Origin of the sequence: Inhella proteolytica (assembly GCF_016093275.1) — a bacterium.
Taxonomy (GTDB): domain Bacteria; phylum Pseudomonadota; class Gammaproteobacteria; order Burkholderiales; family Burkholderiaceae_C; genus Inhella; species Inhella proteolytica.
The window spans coordinates 59,016-74,385 of sequence record NZ_JAEDAK010000020.1 but is presented as its reverse complement, the minus strand read 5'-3'; the positions used below and the strand labels follow the sequence as shown (position 1 = coordinate 74,385).

Genomic DNA, 15,370 nt, shown 5'->3' with positions numbered 1-15,370 from the left:
GTGCCGACCGCGAGCGCTTGGCGGCGCTGGAGCGGGCGCAGCGCGAGCGTGCGGCCGCGGCCGAGCGCCAGGCCCAGGCCGCGCGCGAAGCCCGTGCGGCCGAGGCCGCCCGGCTGGCCACCGAAGAAGCCGAGCGCCTGAAGGTGGAGCAACTGCGCCAGCGGGCCGAGCAGGCGCAGAGCCAGGCCCAGCCGGACGAGACGCTGCCGGCCCAGCCGGGCTTTCAGGGGCAGGCGCCGCATCGGCGCCGCTACCGGGTGGGCGATGTGTACGAGTACCGCGTGATCGACCGCTTCAGCCGGCGTGAGCAGCCGCTGACCCTGCGCGTCACCGCGGTGGACGAGGACGCCGACCTGGTGGTCTACAACGACGGCGAGCAGCGCACCGACCTGATGGGCAACACCCTGGCCAACGAGCGCGGCAGCATGAGCACGGCGCGGCAGTTCTACCCGGCCGAGCTGATCGTCGGCAAGCGCTGGAGCAGCGCATTCCGGCAGGACCGCAAGAGTGGCTGGGTCTACCACTTCCGCTACGACCTCAAGGTCGAGGCGCGCGAGACCATCACCGTGCCGGCCGGCACCTTCGAGGCCTTCCGCATTGCCGCTCAGGGCTACAACGTGGACCTGGGTGCTTCCATCAAACGCACCATCTGGGTCGTGCCCGGCATCGCGGGCGACGTGGCGCACGAGACCCAGGTGCGCCTGCGCAACGGCGACATCGAGCAGTACGACCGGCGCGAACTGGTGCGCTTCAGTCGCGCCCCCTGAACGCGCCTATTTGCAGGACGGCAGGATCGGACCGTACAGCACGGCCTTGAGGCAGGAGAAGGCCGCGGTGCCGGTGTTCGGCGCGCGCGTGTCGTGGAAGACGACCGAGCGGTCGTTGGGCACGATCAGCGGGTCCGAGGGGTCGGGGACGCAGGTCAGGTTACCCACCGTCCAGGAGCTGGGAGCGGGGCAGTCGACCGACTTGACCACGGTGGCGCCCGAGGCGTCCACCGTCACCACCAGCAGGTCCAGGGCCTTGTCGTAGCCGGTGCCGTCGAGACGGAAGGGCGTGTAGAGGGGATCGAAGCTGCTGGGGTTGACGCCCGCGATCGTGAGTGCATTGCTGACCACGGGGTCGTTGCGCAGGGCCTCCAGGGCGGCGGTGATGGCGCTCGGGTTGGCCGCCAGCATGGCGGGCGTGAGCCCGGCCGCGCCGGACTGGCCGGACGCACGCGCGATGTCCGAGGCCATCTTGTCGGTCAGGCCCGTGATGCCCATGAAGATGTAGCCATTGATGCGCAGCGCCTGGGTGCTGAAGGAGCGGCGCACCACGCCGTCGCTGCGCGTCACGCTCAGCACCAGCGGCGGCACCATGCCGGTCAGCTTGACGCGGTAGTAGCCCTGGCTGTCGGTGGTGGCGAAGGCGGTCCGCCCATTCATGTCCTCGACACGCACCTGGCCGCCGACGATGGGGGCCCCATCCCCGGCGCTGCCGTCGCCAGAGGCACCGCCGTCCGAGGCGCCGCCATCACCGCCGAAGCTGTCGCGCATGTGCGGAATCTGCTTGCACTCGGCGTCGCCCAGCGGCTCCAGGCTGCCACTGCGGCAGACATAGCTGGCGGTGCCGGTGGTCTCGCCCAGGCTGTCCTTGAACTTGTAGGTCGAGCCCTCGGCCAGCAGGGGCACCAGGTCTTCGGCGTTGCAGGTGGCGCCATCCACCGTCCAGCTCGGGCTGGTGGAGGTGCAGAACACCGGCACCGTGCTGGCGCAGGTCGGCGGGGAGACCTGGGTCAGCGAACCGATGTCGCAGCGCAGGGTGATGCTGCCGATCGTGGTCGAAGAGGCCAGGAATGTATGGCTCTCGCCCCAGGGCAGCTGGGTGGGTTCGTTGGCGTTGGCCTTGCACTGCACGCCGGAGACGGTCCAGCTCAGGTCCGAGGTGTTGCAGGCGTTGGGCGGCGGCACTTCGCAGCGGGCGCCGGCACGCTGCACCAGCGCGCCGTTCTCGCAGGCGAAGGTGGCCGTGCCGGTGGCCGGCGGGGTCGGGTCCACGAAGGTGTACTGGCTGCCCTCGGTGAGGGTGCTGGGCTGGCCTTGGCCGGGGTTGCAGGTGTTGCCCGCCACCACCCAGCTGGCGGGGGCATTGCAGGTCTTGGGCGGTGCGCAGCCTTCGGTCAGGGGTTTGACCAGGCAGACGAAGTCCGCCATCTGGCCCACATAGAGCAGGGCGCCATCGCTCATCGGGCCCTGCACCCAGACCTTGCCGTCCGACGCGGTCACCGCGACATGGTTGCCGGACTCCGGGTAGTAGCGGTATTGGTAGGGGCTGAGGCTGCGCGTGCTCTGTTTGGAGGGGAAGAAATTGCTGTAGCGCAGCTCGGCCCAGTCGAACAGTTCGTTCACGGTCATGGGCGCCGTGGCGGCGGTGCGCCGCTGCGGACCGGAAGGCGCAGCCGCCGGCAGCAGCGGCTCGAAGCTGCGCAGGCAGTGCTCGCCCACCTGCCGCAGGCCCACGGGCCCGGCATGCCGGGGGGTGGAGCCCGCGCAATCCTCGGCTGGGGCCCGCGCGGTGGCGGGGCTGTGCAGGCGTGCCAGTGGTTGGGACTGCGGTGCTTCGGCGCGCTCACGTCCGCCGCCGCAGGCCAGCAGCAGCCCCAGCAGGATCAGCGTGGAAACCGTACGGGCGGAAGGGATCTGCATGGCGGGCGCTCCGCGGCGGGATGGGTGATTGTGAGCAGTTGTCAGGGGCCCGTGTCCGTTCGCGCTAACCCCCAGACGCCCGCGGCCTGATCTCGAAAGAATGTCGTCCAGAAAGGGAGTTGACGATGAACCCAAACGAGAGCGCGACGGCTGAGGCGCCGGATGCGAGCGGCGGCCTTTTTGAACTGACGCGCCGCCGCCTGCTGGGCGGCGCGGGTGCCGGTGGCGTGATGCTGCTGATGCACCAGCTGGCCGAGGCGCGCCCGCGCGGCCGCCCGGTGCCGGCCGCCCAGGCCTTGCCCGAAGGCCTGCCCACGCAGCCGGCGGCCTCACCGGCCTGGTCCGGCCCGCCGGGGCAGGCGCGCTTTCGCATCGAGGGCCTGGCCAAGGTCACTGGCCAGAAGATCTACGCACGCGACTTCCGCGCCAAGGATTTCCCCAGCTGGCCCAAGACCGAGCGCGCTGCCCTGGTGCTGCGTGCGCCGGCGGCGCGGCGCCAGTTCCTCGGGCTGGACCTGGCCGCGCTGCAGGGGGTGGCGCAGCCGCTCTTTGCCATCGTGCAAAGCCCGCTGCCGGACTTCGGCGTGCCGCAGAAGGACCTCGTCAGCCTGAACCTCACGCTGCCCTTCTGGATGAAGGGGCCGGATGGCGTGCAGCAGATCCTGGTGCCGCCGAACACGCCGGCGCAGTTCTTCGGCCAGCCGGTCGCCATCCTGGTGTTCGAAAACGCCGCCGCGTGCCGGCGCGCCCAGCGTGCGCTGCAGTTCCGCCCGGACGTGGTGCGCCTGGGTGACGCCGCCCCCGCGCCAGTGGACACGCCCTACGGCACGCCCACCTACCTGACGCGCTACGAGGTGCCGGGCCTGGCGCCGTTCTCGCAGGTGCAGAGCGGCTATGAATCCAACCCGCACCAGGACGACAGCCCCACGGCCCCCTACAACCGCACGGCGCGGCGCGTGCGCGAGGCCATCGACACCGAGCTGGCGCGCCCCGGCACCCTGCAGCTGGAGGGCCGCTACCGCACCCAGGTGCTGGACCCGATGTTCATGGAACCCGAGGCCGGCCTGGCCTGGTTCGACGCCAAGCGCAAGATGATGAACCTGGTGCTGGGCACCCAGGCCACCAATGGCGACACGCTGGACACCTTCAACATGTTCCAGAAGTCCGCCCCCCAGGTGGACCTGACGACGGTGGCGCTGTACGCCTGCTACCCCGGGGGTGGCTTTGGCGGCCGTGATGTCTCGATGTTCCCGCCCCTGCTGGCGGTGACGGCGGCGCTGTGCGATGGCCCGGTGCGCATCGCCGAGGACCGCTACGGCCAGTTCCAGGGCGGCCTGAAGCAGCTGGCGTCGGACATCCACCAGCGCATCGCCGTGGACCCGGCCAGCGGCGAGTTCCTCGCCTTCGCCAGCCGCCAGGTGCTGCCCTCGGGCGGCAACCAGAACTACAGCCCCTTCGTGGCCTCGCTGGCCGGCTACTGCGGGCTCAGCGGCTACCTCGTCAAGCAGGCCTACGTGGATGCCGAGGCCAAGCCCACGCTCGGTGTGGTGGCCGGCTCGATGCGCGGCTTTGGCGGCCCGCAGGCCAGCTGGGCGGTGGAGACGATGGTGGACGAGGTGGCGCTGGCGCTGAAGCGCGACCCGATAGCCCTGCGCGCGCGCAATGTGCTGAAACCCGGTGACCGCACCATCACCGGCGCTCCGATCGACGAGGCCGCCGCGTCGCTGGCCGAGATCTGCCGCCGCGCCCAGGCCCACCCGCTGTGGAAGGACCGCGAGAAGGTGCGCAAGGAGAAGGCCAAACAGGGCCGCTGGTACGGCGTGGGCTTTGCACTGGCCAACCAGGCCTATGGCACCGGCACCGATGGCGTGATGGCCGAGGTGACGCTGGCACCCGATGGCGCGCTGACCGTGCGCAGCAACTGCGTGGACATGGGCAATGGTTCGGCCACCACCCTGGCCATCAGCACCGCGGGCTGGCTGGGTGCCAACGCCAGCCAGGCGGTGATGGGCGATGTGGCCACCTTCAATGCGCTGGGCATGACGGGCGGCAAGGGCAACTGGGACGAGCCGACCTGGACTGCTTCGGTCAGCATGTCCTCCAGCGCCTGCCTGACCGCCTTCCACCAGGTGCATGTGGCCGAGCAGGCCAGCCGCGTGCTGTTCGAGGCCGGCCTGCTGCCCGCGGCCGCGGTGCTGTGGCGCGTGCCGCTGGAGCGCATCCAGGGCCGCACGCGCTGGGTCGATGGCCGCCTGCACGCCGAGGGCCTGCCGCCCCTGCCCTTGCCGCAGCTGGCCGCCGAGGCGCACCGCGCGCGCCTGCCGGTGGGTGCGATGGTGCACGGGCTCTACCAGGGCACCTGGGTCTCGGCCAGTTACAAGCTGGGCGAGCGCAAGCTGCTGCTGCCCATCGACGGCCTGGCGCTGGCGCGCGGCGGTGCGGTGGGCCATTGGCAGCGGGTGGAGCGCAAGGACGTGATCCCGCCCGACCCGGCGGCCGAGCTGTATGGCCGCAGCCTGTACGCGCCCTCGGGCGCGCTGGTGGCGGTGGAGATCGACCCACGCACGCATGAGCCGCGCGTGGTGGCAGTGGAGCTGATCGTGGACGCCGGCAAGGTGCTGCAGCCGGATCTGCTGACTGGGCAGGCGCAGGGCGGCATTGCGATGGGGATCGGCTACGCGCTGCTCGAAGAGTTGCCGATTGCCGAGGGCGGGGCTGGCGACGGGCGCTGGAACCTGGATCGGTACCACGTGGCCCTTTGGGGCGATGTGCCTTTGAACGCGATGAAGGTGACGGTGTTGCCGAGCAGCTCGCCGACGGCGAAGGGGATTGCCGAGGCGGTGTTGTGTCCGATTGCGCCGGCGATCGGGAATGCGGTTGCTGCTGCCACGGGCTATCGATTCAGGGCGCGGTCTCTGCCCATCCGTGCTTCGGATATCCGTGCTGGGGTGCAATCGTGATGGGTGCTTTTGTGGTGCAGCCCGCAGGGGTCTTCAACCCCTGCACCCCGACCCGCATTTCTTTGTCTTGCCAAAGAAACGCGGGGCAAAGAAAGGCGCCAATGCGCACAGTCGCCCTAGGGGCGAACTGTGATGGCGGTGCTCTTGCTCATACTGACACGAGCCCTTCTCTGACTTCCATGGGCAGGACAACGAAGGCGCCCGGAGTACCGGTCGTCCCGGGCAGCGAGGACCATGGCCTCCGAGCTCCGAAGAACACACCCCCAACCAGCCTGTGGAGCCGCCTTGTTGCTCGTTGGGGGTCCATTCATCGCAGAAAGCCCGTGATGGTTCGCGGTGGTCTAGTCGGCCGGTACTCCGGCCAGCTTAGCGGGCAGGTTTTCGCAGTCCCAGGAGGGGTGTGGGAGCCATGTGAACCGGACGTGCAGTCGCGCGCCGCCCTAGGCGGCGTGCGTGCATTGGCGCCTTTCTTTGCCCCGCGTTTCTTTGGCGCAGCAAAGAAATGCGGGTCGGGGTTCGGGGGTGAAGCCCCCGAGGGCTGCAACGAACACGCACCCAACCAAGGGGAGCCAACCAAATGAGCGACCAAACACAAGCCGTCAAAGTCCAGTTCCACGTCAACGGCAAACCCGTGAACACCGAGGTCCCGAACGACCTCGCGCTGGTCGACTTCCTACAGGAAGAACTCGGCCTCTCCGGCACGCGGCTTTGCTGCGGCATCGGCGTCTGCAAGGCCTGCACCGTGGCCGCGCAGCGCACGCCCAGCAGCCAGCCGCAACCCATGCTCGCCTGCTCCACCCCCGTGGCCCTGCTGCAGGGCCAGCGCATCACCACCGTGGAAGGCACCGGCAGCCCGCAGAAACCCAGCAAGGTGCAGCAGGCCTTCCTCACCCACTTCGCCTTCCAGTGCGGCTACTGCACCCCCGGCTTCGTGATGGCCACCGAGATGCTGATCGCGCGCCTGCGCGCCGCGCCCATCGCGCGCGGCGAGCTGGACCAGGCCATTGAAGAGGCGGTGGGCCAGCACATCTGCCGCTGCACGGGCTACGCGCGCTACCAGGCCGCCATCCGCGCCGTCATCCTCGAAGAGAAAGGCCTCGTGCGATGAAACGCCTGTTGCCCATCCTGCTGCTGGCCGGCGCCGCCCAGGCCGAGACCCTGTTCGAGTACGGCCGCCAATGCGCGCAGGAGATCGCCGCCATCCCGGCCTTCAACTGCATGGCGGGTGAAGAGATCCCCATCACCGTGGACGGCGGCAAACCCGTGCCACCGGACCAGGCACCCAAGGTCTGCGACCGCCCCTCGCTGCTGCCCGCGTATGAACCGGGCTCGCAGGGCCAATGCGTGCCCGGCACCCGCGCCCTGCTGCTGCGCGACGACGCCAGCGCGCAGATCAGCGCCATCTGCCGCAAGAAGGTGGCGCGGCCCGCGGGCAGCCCCTTGTTCGACGAGATCAACGTCATCTCGCACAGCCTGAAGAACGGCAAGACCTGCTGGTTCACCGCCAAGGCCAAAGAGCCGCTGACGGCGGCCGGTGGCATCGACGGCCGCTTCGTACCCTCGCCCTCGGCACTCAGCGCCCGCCAGGCGATGGAGCCCAAACCCGCCGAGAAGCTGCGGATGCTGCCGCCCGAGAAGGTCTGGCTCAGCCCCAGGCAGGTGGCGGAGAGCAAGCCGGCTTGTGTCAGCTGCCACGACAGCGGGCCCTTCATGTACAGCCCCTACATCGCCCAGACCACCCAGCTGCCCGGCGACCCCTTCGGGCGCTACCAACCCAAGGCCATCGGCAAGGATTTCCAGAAGGCCTGGTGGAACCTGCACGCCTTCGGCATCACCACGCGCGGCAACACCTGCACCGCTTGCCACCGCATCGGCAATATGAACACCTGCCAGACGGCGATGTGGCAGAGCACCGGCCGTGCGCCGCAGGAGGGCGGCAATGAATGGTCGCGCCAGTTCCCGCAATCGCACTGGATGAGCCCGGGCAATTTGCACAGCCGGCTGCAATGGGACGAGGCCTTCAACGACAGCCTGCGCAAGCTGGCCGCCTGCTGCGCCGACCCCAAGGGCGCCGAGTGCCAAACCGTCGACTACAACCCGACGCCGCCTTCGAAGAGGCGCTGAACACTGGGGCTGGCGGCTTAGCATGGCTGGCCCCGGACTCTGCGGACCGCCCATGACGCCACTGGCTCGACGCTGCGCTCCCTGGCTGCTGCTGCCAGCGCTGGCGGCGGCCCAGGCCAGCCACGAAGACGACAGCCTGGAGGCCTTGTTGCAGCGCGAGGTCCAGGGTCCCTCGCGCTACGCGCAGAGCCTGCTCGATGCCCCCGCCGCGGTGGCGGTGTTCGGCCGCCAGGAGGCCGAGCTGCTCGGGCACCAGCGCGTGTCGGAAATGCTGGCGCGGCTGCCCGGCGTGCACCTCGGCCATACCCGCCAGTACCTCAGCGTCGGCCTGCGCGGCCTGAACAGGCCGGGCGACTACAACGCCCGCATGCTGGTCGCCATCGACGGCTTTCGCAGCAACGACGCGCTGTACGACCAGGCCCTGCCCGACACCGAGTTCCCGCTCGCCGCCGAATGGGTCAAGCGCCTGGAGCTGGTCTACGGGCCCAGCTCCTCGGTCTATGGCGGCAATGCCCTGCTCGGCGTCGTCAACCTCGTCACCCTGGACGGTGCCGATGCGCCGGGCCTGCGCCTGAAGGGCTCGCTGGGCAGCTTCGGCAGCCGCCGCGCGCTGCTGCAGTTTGGCCAGGCCGATGCCGGCGGTGGGGATCTGTTCGTCGGCCTGCAGCTGCAGAAGAGCCGCGGCGAGACCCTGGAACTGCCTGAACTGAGCGTGCCGGCAGCGCAGCTGCGTGGGCTCGACGGGCTGCAGCAGCGAAGCCTGTTCGCCAAGTACCGGCTCGGCGCCTGGCGCGCCAGTCTCTCGGCCCTGCAGCGTGACAAGGATCTCGCCACCGCCCCCTACGGCACCCTACCCGGCCAGAGCGGCACGCGCTACCGCGACCGCTTCTGGCATGCCGAGCTGGCCTACGAGGAGGACTGGAGCCAGGCCCTGCGCCGCAGCCTGCGCCTGGGCACGGCCGGCACCGGTTTCGACGGCCATTACCAGTACGAGCAGGGCCTGGTGAACCGCGACGTGGCGCGCAGCCGCTGGCACACCCTGGACGCGCGCCTGCAGTGGCGCGGCTGGCTGAACCACGAGCTGCTGCTGGGTCTGGAGGCGCGCAGCGTGCCCGAGGGCCTGCAGCGCAATTTCGACCTCGACCCGCCGGCCGCCTACCTGGACAGCCGCGAGCGCAGCCACAGCCTGGGCCTGTACCTGCAGGACCACTGGCGGCTCTCGCCGCACTGGCAGCTGACCAGCGGCCTGCGTGCCGACCGCATCCGTGGCTTCGGCACCCGGGGCTCGCCACGCCTGGCCCTGGTCTACCGTCCGCGGCCGGGTGAGGCGCTGAAGCTGATGCTGGGCACGGCCTTCCGCGCCCCCAACCTGGCCGAACGCTTCTACGACGACGGCGGCATCTCGCAGCAGGCCAACCCCGGCCTCGCGCCCGAGCGCCTGCGCACCGCTGAGCTGGCCTGGGAGCGCGAGCTGGACGCGCACAGCGCCTTCAGCCTCAACCTCTACGACACCCGGCTGCACGATGGCATCGAGCCCCAGCCCAGCGGGTTCGAGGGCGTGATGCGCTACGACAACCGTGGCCAGTTCCACAGCCGCGGCCTGCAGCTGGGCTTGCAACAGCGCCTGCGCAGCGAGCAGCAATGGCGGCTGGACCTGGCGCTGCTTCAGGCGCGCAGCGCCGGCCAGCCGCTCAGCAATGCGCCGCGCTGGCTGCTCAAGGGCCATTGGATCCAGCCGCTGGCGGCACAGTGGAGCCTGGCGCTGGAGGCACAGGGGCAGGGCGCACGCCGCGCCGCGCCGGGCGGTCAGGACGTGGACGCGCAATGGCTGGCCCATGCGGCCCTGCGCTACAGCGCCGGCACCCAGCAGCATTGGTTGCTGCGCGTGGAGAACCTGGCCGACGCCCGCCTCTACGACCCCGCCGGCCCCGAGAACCAGGCCCTGCGCCGCGTGCCGCAGCCACGCCGCAGCCTGCGCCTGGACTGGGAGCTCAGGTTCTGATGAAGGCCGCGGCGCTCGCCCTGCTGACCGGCGCGCTGCTGCTGGCCGGGCCGGCGCGCGCCCAGGCCGCCGCGGCCGCGCCTGAGCTCAAGGCCCAGGTGCTGCTGAAGGCCTTGCGCTTCGTGGAGTGGCCAGCCGCCGCCCTGGCCGGCCGCGGCGGCCTGCAGCTCTGCCTGCTGGTGGAGGGCGAACTGGCCCGTCAGCTGCAGGCCCTTGAGGGCCAGCGCATCAACCAGCTGCCGCTGCAGGTGCGCGTGCTGCACAACCAGCAGCTCGGCGGCTGCCATCTGGCCCTGGTGGGCCCGGAGGGGCCCTGGCAGTCCGGCGGGGCGACACTGCTGGTCACCGAGACCCCGGGTCTGCTGGACCGGGGGGCCATGCTGAGCTTGCAGGTCGAGGAGGGGCGTGTGGTCTTTGATGTCGAGCTCGACGCCGCCCGGCGCGCCGGCCTGGAGATCAGCGCCCGCCTGCTGCGCCTGGCGCGCTTCGTGAAGCGCAGCGGATGAATCCCGCCAAGCCCGCCGCGCGCAGCCTCAGCCATATGGCGGCGCAGAACGTGCGCCGCGGTGCCGCGCTGGCGCTGGCGCTGGCGCTGCTGCTGGTCTTTCTGGCCGTGCTGGGGGTGGTGCAGCACGCGCAGTTGGACCAACGCTTCCAGACCGATCTGGAGGTGCAGGCGCGCATCGTGGCCGACAACGCTGCCGCTACTGTGGTGTTCGAGACAGCGGCCGAGGCGCGCGACATCCTTGGCGCGCTACGGGCCTCGCCGGCCATCGTCGAGGCCGAGCTGCGCGTCGGTGCACAGCGCCGCCTGGCCCTGTACCAGCGCGCCGACGAGGGGCCGCCCACCCTGCTGGAGCGCTGGGCCGGCGAGACCGAGCTGGCCGTACCGGTGCGCGCCCAGCGCGACACCGTGGGCCAGCTGCGCGTGCGCGCCAGCCGCGCCGGCATCTGGGCCGACCTGCTGCGCTTCGTCGGCACCGCCACCGCCATGTTGGCGGCCGCTCTGCTGCTGGCTTGGCTGGCCAGCTGGGGCTTGCGCCGCGAAGTGCGCCGGGCCGAGCGCCGCACCGAGTACCTGGCCCATTACGACACCCTGACCGACTTGCCCAACCGCGAGACCTTCCGCGCCGCGTTGGAGCAGGCCGCCGAGCACAGCGCTGCGCAGCCGGTCGCGGTGCTCGTCATCAACGTCGACAACTTCAAGCAGATCAACGAGAACCACGGCCATGCGGTGGGCGACCGCCTGCTCTGCGAGCTGGCGCAGCGCCTGCGCGGCCTGCTGCGACCGCAGGACCTGGCCGCGCGCCTGGGCGGCGACGAGTTCGCGCTGCTGCTGGCAGCCCCCATCGACGAGGCGGCGGCGCGCAACCTGGCGGCGCAGCTGGTGGCCCTGCTGCCGGTGCCGGTGGGAGAACTGCTGCCCACCCATGTCTCGGTGGGCGTGGTGCTGCTGCCCCAGCATGCCCGCGATGCCAGTGCGGCACTGCGCTGCGCCGATGCCGCCCTGGTGCAGGCGAAGCGCCAGGGCAAGGATGGCTTCCAGCTGTACAGCGCCGAGCTGGGCGCCGCCCAGGACGCGCGCCTGCGTCTGGAGCAGGACCTGCGCGCCGCGCTTGGCAGCGGGCAGTTGCGCCTGGTCTACCAGCCTCTGTTCGACGCCGAAGGCCGGGTGCAGAGCCTGGAGGCGCTGGCGCGCTGGCAGCACCCGCAGCGCGGTGCCGTGGCACCGGCTGAGTTCGTCACCGTGGCCGAGAGCTCCGGCCTGATCGTCGAGCTGGGCCTACACACCCTGGGCCTGCTGGCCCAGGACCTGCAAGGCTGGCGCGCCCAGGGTCTGGAGGCGCCGCCGGTGGCGATCAATCTGTCCTCGCGCCAATGCCGTCAGCCGCAGCAGCGCCAGCGCCTGCTCGACACCCTGCAGCGCTTGGGCCTGGGCCCGCAGCAGCTGGAGTTCGAGCTGACCGAGGGCACGCTGTTTGAAGACCTGGAGGCGCCGGACTCGATGGTGGCCCTGCTGCAGCAGCGCGGCTATGCGCTCGCCATTGACGACTTCGGCACCGGCTACAGCTCGCTCTCCTACCTGCGCCGTCTCCGCTGCCGCAAGCTCAAGATCGACCGCCTGTTCGTGCACGGCGTGGCGCGCAGCAGCGAGGCACGCTTGCTGATCGAGGCCATCATCCGCGTCTCCCAGGGCCTGGCCATGCAGGTGGTGGCTGAGGGCGTGGAAGCGGCGACTGACTGGCACTGCCTGCGCGAGCTGGGCTGCGACCTCTACCAGGGCTTCGGGCTGGCGCGGCCGCTGGAGGCGCCGCAGGCGCTGGCGTTGCTGCAGGCCCAGGCCGCCGGCGCCCGTACCCTGATCAAGGTGCCGGACTGAGGAACTGCGCGCGCAGCTTCGCCAGCTCGCCGCTGCGCTGCAGCGCCGCCAGTTCCTCGTTCACCAGGGCCTGCAGGCGCGCGCCCTCGGGCTTGGCGCGGGTGAACATGAGGTGGAAGCGGCTCGGTTGGCGGTCCTGCAGCGCCACCTGGCCCAGGCTCGCGCTGGCCGCGAAGGCCGGGCTGCCCAGGGCTGCGTGGCCCAGCATCACGCCCTCGTTCACCAGCGCCACGTCGACGCGGCCGCGGTGCAGCATCTGCACCAGGGATTCGTAATGTGGCGCGCGCTGCAGGCGCGCCTGCTCGGCCTCCGACAGCTGCGAGTAGCTGTAGCCATGCACGCCGCCGATGCGCAGTGTGGCCAGGTCCGCCTGGCTGTTCACGCGCAGGCCATTCGGGTGCTGCTGGCGGCTCCACAGCGCCAGCAGCCGGGTCTCATAGAGCAGGTCCGAGATCAGGAAGTCGACCTTGCGCTCGGGCGTGACGATGGCGTTCAGAAAGCCCAGGATCTCGCCATGGCGCACCGCTTCCACGCAGCGCTTCCAGGGCAGCATCTCGATGCGCAGCTCCAGGCCGCGGCGCTGCCCGATCAGGCGCAGCAGCTCAACGGTGTAGCCGGTCAACTCGCCGCTTCGCTGGCCGTCCACGCGGCGGAAGTAGGTGTAGGGCGGCCACTCGTTGACGTCGTCGCACAGGCGCACGGGGGCCGCCGCAGTCTGGGCCTGGGCGGGGCCGCAGGCCAGCAAGGTCAGGAACAGGGAGAGGAGACGGCGCCGCATGGGAGCGCGCAGTCTATGTGGCCCCGGGGTCGCGCCAGCGCTGACGCAGATCGTCCATCGCCGGCACGGCCGCCAGCGCGGCCAGCAGCAGGGCCAGCGGCAAGGTGGAGCGGTAGCCGAAGGCCTTGAATCCATAGGCCCCGGCCAGGCCGCCGCCCAGGAAGCTGGCCAGCAGGCTGGCCAGCACGGCCATGCGCGCGCGGTCGGCCAGCACCGGCGCCTGCTCCGTCTCCGCGCGGTTCCAGTAAACGAGCTTGCCCAGCTCGATGCCCAGGTCGGTGACGATGCCCGTCATGTGCGTGGTGCGGATGACAGCGTTCGACAGCTTGGTGATGACGGCGTTCTGCAGGCCCATGATGAAGCACAGCAGCACCACGGTGGCGGGCACCAGCAGGCCCTCCCAGTGCGCCAGCTGCGAGCCCAGCAGGCCGAAGGCCAGGATCAGCGCGGCCTCCAGTAGCAGGGGCAGCGCGTACTCGCTGTGCAGGCGGCGCCGCCGTGCGTAGTTCACCAGCAGCGCGCACACCATGGCGCCGAACAGGAAGGCCAGCACGCCGACGATGCCGTCCAGCACCAGGTCGAAGCGGCCGAGCACGAACTGATCGGCCACCGAGGACACCGTGCCGGTGACATGCGAGGTGTACTGCTGCACGGCCAGGAAGCCGCCGGCGTTCATGGCGCCGGCCACGAAGGCCAGCGTGAGCCCGAGCCGGCGGTTGCCTTGCAGCGTGCGCGCCGGGCCGGTGAGCTGGCGCGCGAAGTGCAGTGGCAAGCGGGTTCCTTCAGCGCAGCTTGAAGGAGCTGACCAGCTCGACCAGCTGGCCGGCCTGCTGGCGCAGGCTCTCGGCGGCGGCGGCGGACTCTTCCACCAGCGCCGCGTTGGCCTGCGTCACATGGTCCAACTCGACGACCGACTGGCTGACGCTGGCGATGCCGGCGTTCTGCTCAGACGAGGCATGCGAGACCTCGCCGATCAGGCTGCTGACCTTCTGCACGCGTTCGACGATCTGCTGCATCGACTGCCCGGCCTCGTGCGCCTGGCGGCTGCCCGATTCGACCTTCTCGACCGACTGCTCGATCAGGGTCTTGATCTCGCGCGCCGCCGTGGCGCTGCGCTGCGCCAGCGCACGCACCTCGCCGGCCACCACGGCAAAGCCGCGCCCGGCCTCGCCGGCGCGCGCGGCCTCCACGGCCGCATTCAGCGCCAGGATGTTGGTCTGGAAGGCGATCGAGTCGATCAGGCCGACGATGTCGGCGATGCGGCGCGAGCTCTCGCTGATGCCCTGCATGGTGTCGACCACGCGCGCCACCACCTCGCCGCCAGCGCTGGCCGCGCTGCTGGCGGTGCCCGAGAGGGTGTTGGCCTCGCGTGAGGTCTCGGCGTTCTGGCGCACGGTGGCGGAGAGCTGCTCCATCGCCGAGGCGGTGCGCTGCAGATTGCTGGCCTGCGCCTCGGTGCGCTGCGAGAGATCGGTGTTGCCGCTGGCGATCTCGCTTGAACCGGTGGCAATGGAATCCGCCACGCCGCGCACCCGCGCCACGATGGCCGAGAGGTTCTGGTTCATGGTCTGCAGCGCCTGCATCAGCTTGGCCAGCTCGTTGCGGCCCTGGGCGTCCACGTCGGCCGTCAGGTCGCCGGCGGCCACGCGCTCGGCCACCTTGACCGCCTCGTTCAGCGGCCGGGTGATGGAGACCACCAGCCAGCGGCCATACAGGCCCACGGCGGCGAAGGCAAAGCTGACGCCGACGATGACCACCCAGATCATGGTGCGCCAGCGCCACTGCGCCTCTTCATGCGCGCCGCGCACATCGTCCACCAGCTGCTGGCTGGTCTCGGCGATGCGGCCGCGCAAGGCCTTGAACTGCTCGGCCAGCGCCCCTTCGGCATGGGCGCGCGCCTTCTCGCCGTCGTCGGCCTTCAGCGCCACCAGCAGCGGCTCCAGGCCGGCCTTCTGAAAGCTGGCGTAGGCCTGGGCCAGGCTGTCGTCGGCGGCCTTGAGCTTGGCCGGCTTGGGTTGGGCCTGGTAGCTCTTGAGGTCCTTGTCCAGCTTGCCCACCTGCGCCTCCAGCGTGGCCATGGCGTTGAGTTGGGTCAGTGCGGCGTCCACGGCCAGCCGGGTGTCCATCAGCTGGGCCTCGATGCGGCCCAGCTGCGCGATGGGCAGGGCACGTTGTTCGTAGATGGCGCCCGCCGCGGCCGTGCCCTGCTGGGTGCCGTACAGGCCGACCGCGGAGCCGACCAGGATCACCACCACGAAGCCGGCGATCACCGACCAGAGCCGCGCGCGAATGCTGAGGTCTCGCATGCCTGTTCTCCTCCTGAATGCAGCCGGGGGACTGTAACGGCCACCCCCCTGCAAGCGCGGGGGCGCTCCGGAGCGGCTTGACCGGCATCAAGGCCCACCCGTGCGGAACTGCCGCCGAGGAGACCGTAGGGAC

General features: G+C 70.7%; 11 protein-coding genes. 7 read left to right on the top strand and 4 right to left on the bottom strand.

Annotated features, from left to right (window positions below; all coding sequences use genetic code 11):
- Nucleotides 1-767 (top strand): hypothetical protein (locus tag I7X39_RS20625; protein ID WP_198113124.1); only part of this gene is annotated, 767 nt, incomplete at its 5' end.
- A gap of 6 nt (nt 768-773) precedes the next feature.
- Here I7X39_RS20625 and I7X39_RS20620 read toward each other — a convergent pair.
- Complete coding sequence (locus tag I7X39_RS20620) at nt 774-2,687, bottom strand: hypothetical protein (protein WP_198113122.1); 1,914 nt, start codon at nt 2,685-2,687, stop codon at nt 774-776.
- Nucleotides 2,688-2,812: 125 nt separating this feature from the next.
- On the opposite strand from I7X39_RS20620, the gene I7X39_RS20615 reads away from it, so the two are divergent.
- From I7X39_RS20615 to I7X39_RS20590, 6 genes are all read left to right on the top strand, one after another.
- Nucleotides 2,813-5,647, top strand: a complete 2,835-nt coding sequence (locus tag I7X39_RS20615) for a xanthine dehydrogenase family protein molybdopterin-binding subunit (RefSeq protein WP_198113120.1) — start codon at nt 2,813-2,815, stop codon at nt 5,645-5,647.
- A 577-nt stretch (nt 5,648-6,224) separates the two neighbouring features.
- A complete protein-coding gene (locus I7X39_RS20610) occupies nt 6,225-6,755 on the top strand; it encodes a (2Fe-2S)-binding protein (protein WP_198113118.1) in 531 nt (176 codons plus the stop codon).
- Nucleotides 6,752-7,771, top strand: coding sequence for a hypothetical protein (locus I7X39_RS20605; protein ID WP_198113116.1), 1,020 nt, complete (start codon nt 6,752-6,754; stop codon nt 7,769-7,771). The genes I7X39_RS20610 and I7X39_RS20605 overlap by 4 nt, the downstream gene beginning before the upstream one ends.
- Before the next feature lie 52 nt (nt 7,772-7,823).
- Complete coding sequence (locus I7X39_RS20600) at nt 7,824-9,773, top strand: TonB-dependent receptor plug domain-containing protein (RefSeq protein ID WP_198113114.1); 1,950 nt, start codon at nt 7,824-7,826, stop codon at nt 9,771-9,773.
- Nucleotides 9,773-10,279: a YfiR family protein gene (locus tag I7X39_RS20595; RefSeq protein ID WP_198113112.1), complete on the top strand. Its 507-nt coding sequence runs from the start codon at nt 9,773-9,775 to the stop codon at nt 10,277-10,279. Before I7X39_RS20600 ends, I7X39_RS20595 begins: the two co-directional genes overlap by 1 nt.
- Complete coding sequence (locus I7X39_RS20590; protein ID WP_198113110.1) at nt 10,276-12,153, top strand: putative bifunctional diguanylate cyclase/phosphodiesterase; 1,878 nt, start codon at nt 10,276-10,278, stop codon at nt 12,151-12,153. Before I7X39_RS20595 ends, I7X39_RS20590 begins: the two co-directional genes overlap by 4 nt.
- Here the strand turns inward: I7X39_RS20590 and I7X39_RS20585 are convergent.
- The 3 genes from I7X39_RS20585 to I7X39_RS20575 are packed head-to-tail and all read right to left on the bottom strand — an operon-like array spanning nt 12,137 to nt 15,237.
- The gene (locus I7X39_RS20585) at nt 12,137-12,931 is read right to left on the bottom strand and encodes a substrate-binding periplasmic protein (RefSeq protein ID WP_198113108.1); all 795 of its coding nucleotides are present in this window, start codon (nt 12,929-12,931) and stop codon (nt 12,137-12,139) included. The genes I7X39_RS20590 and I7X39_RS20585 overlap by 17 nt on opposite strands.
- 13 nt (nt 12,932-12,944) lie before the next feature.
- Nucleotides 12,945-13,703 carry a YoaK family protein gene (locus I7X39_RS20580; RefSeq protein ID WP_198113106.1) on the bottom strand — a complete coding sequence of 253 codons (759 nt, stop codon included), beginning with the start codon at nt 13,701-13,703 and terminating at the stop codon, nt 12,945-12,947.
- Between the two features lie 10 nt (nt 13,704-13,713).
- Nucleotides 13,714-15,237: a methyl-accepting chemotaxis protein gene (locus I7X39_RS20575; protein WP_198113104.1), complete on the bottom strand. Its 1,524-nt coding sequence runs from the start codon at nt 15,235-15,237 to the stop codon at nt 13,714-13,716.
- Nucleotides 15,238-15,370: the final 133 nt, after the last annotated feature.

Excerpts from the sequence above, each read along its gene's own strand:
- I7X39_RS20620 (WP_198113122.1), bottom strand. The coding sequence starts at position 2,687 with ATGCAGATCCCTTCCGCCCGTACGGTTTCCACGCTGATCCTGCTGGGG.
- I7X39_RS20615 (WP_198113120.1), top strand. The coding sequence starts at position 2,813 with ATGAACCCAAACGAGAGCGCGACGGCTGAGGCGCCGGATGCGAGCGGC.
- I7X39_RS20610 (WP_198113118.1), top strand. The coding sequence starts at position 6,225 with ATGAGCGACCAAACACAAGCCGTCAAAGTCCAGTTCCACGTCAACGGC.
- I7X39_RS20585 (WP_198113108.1), bottom strand. The coding sequence starts at position 12,931 with ATGCGGCGCCGTCTCCTCTCCCTGTTCCTGACCTTGCTGGCCTGCGGC.
- I7X39_RS20600 (WP_198113114.1), top strand. The coding sequence starts at position 7,824 with ATGACGCCACTGGCTCGACGCTGCGCTCCCTGGCTGCTGCTGCCAGCG.
- I7X39_RS20605 (WP_198113116.1), top strand. The coding sequence starts at position 6,752 with ATGAAACGCCTGTTGCCCATCCTGCTGCTGGCCGGCGCCGCCCAGGCC.
- I7X39_RS20590 (WP_198113110.1), top strand. The coding sequence starts at position 10,276 with ATGAATCCCGCCAAGCCCGCCGCGCGCAGCCTCAGCCATATGGCGGCG.
- I7X39_RS20595 (WP_198113112.1), top strand. The coding sequence starts at position 9,773 with ATGAAGGCCGCGGCGCTCGCCCTGCTGACCGGCGCGCTGCTGCTGGCC.
- I7X39_RS20575 (WP_198113104.1), bottom strand. The coding sequence starts at position 15,237 with ATGCGAGACCTCAGCATTCGCGCGCGGCTCTGGTCGGTGATCGCCGGC.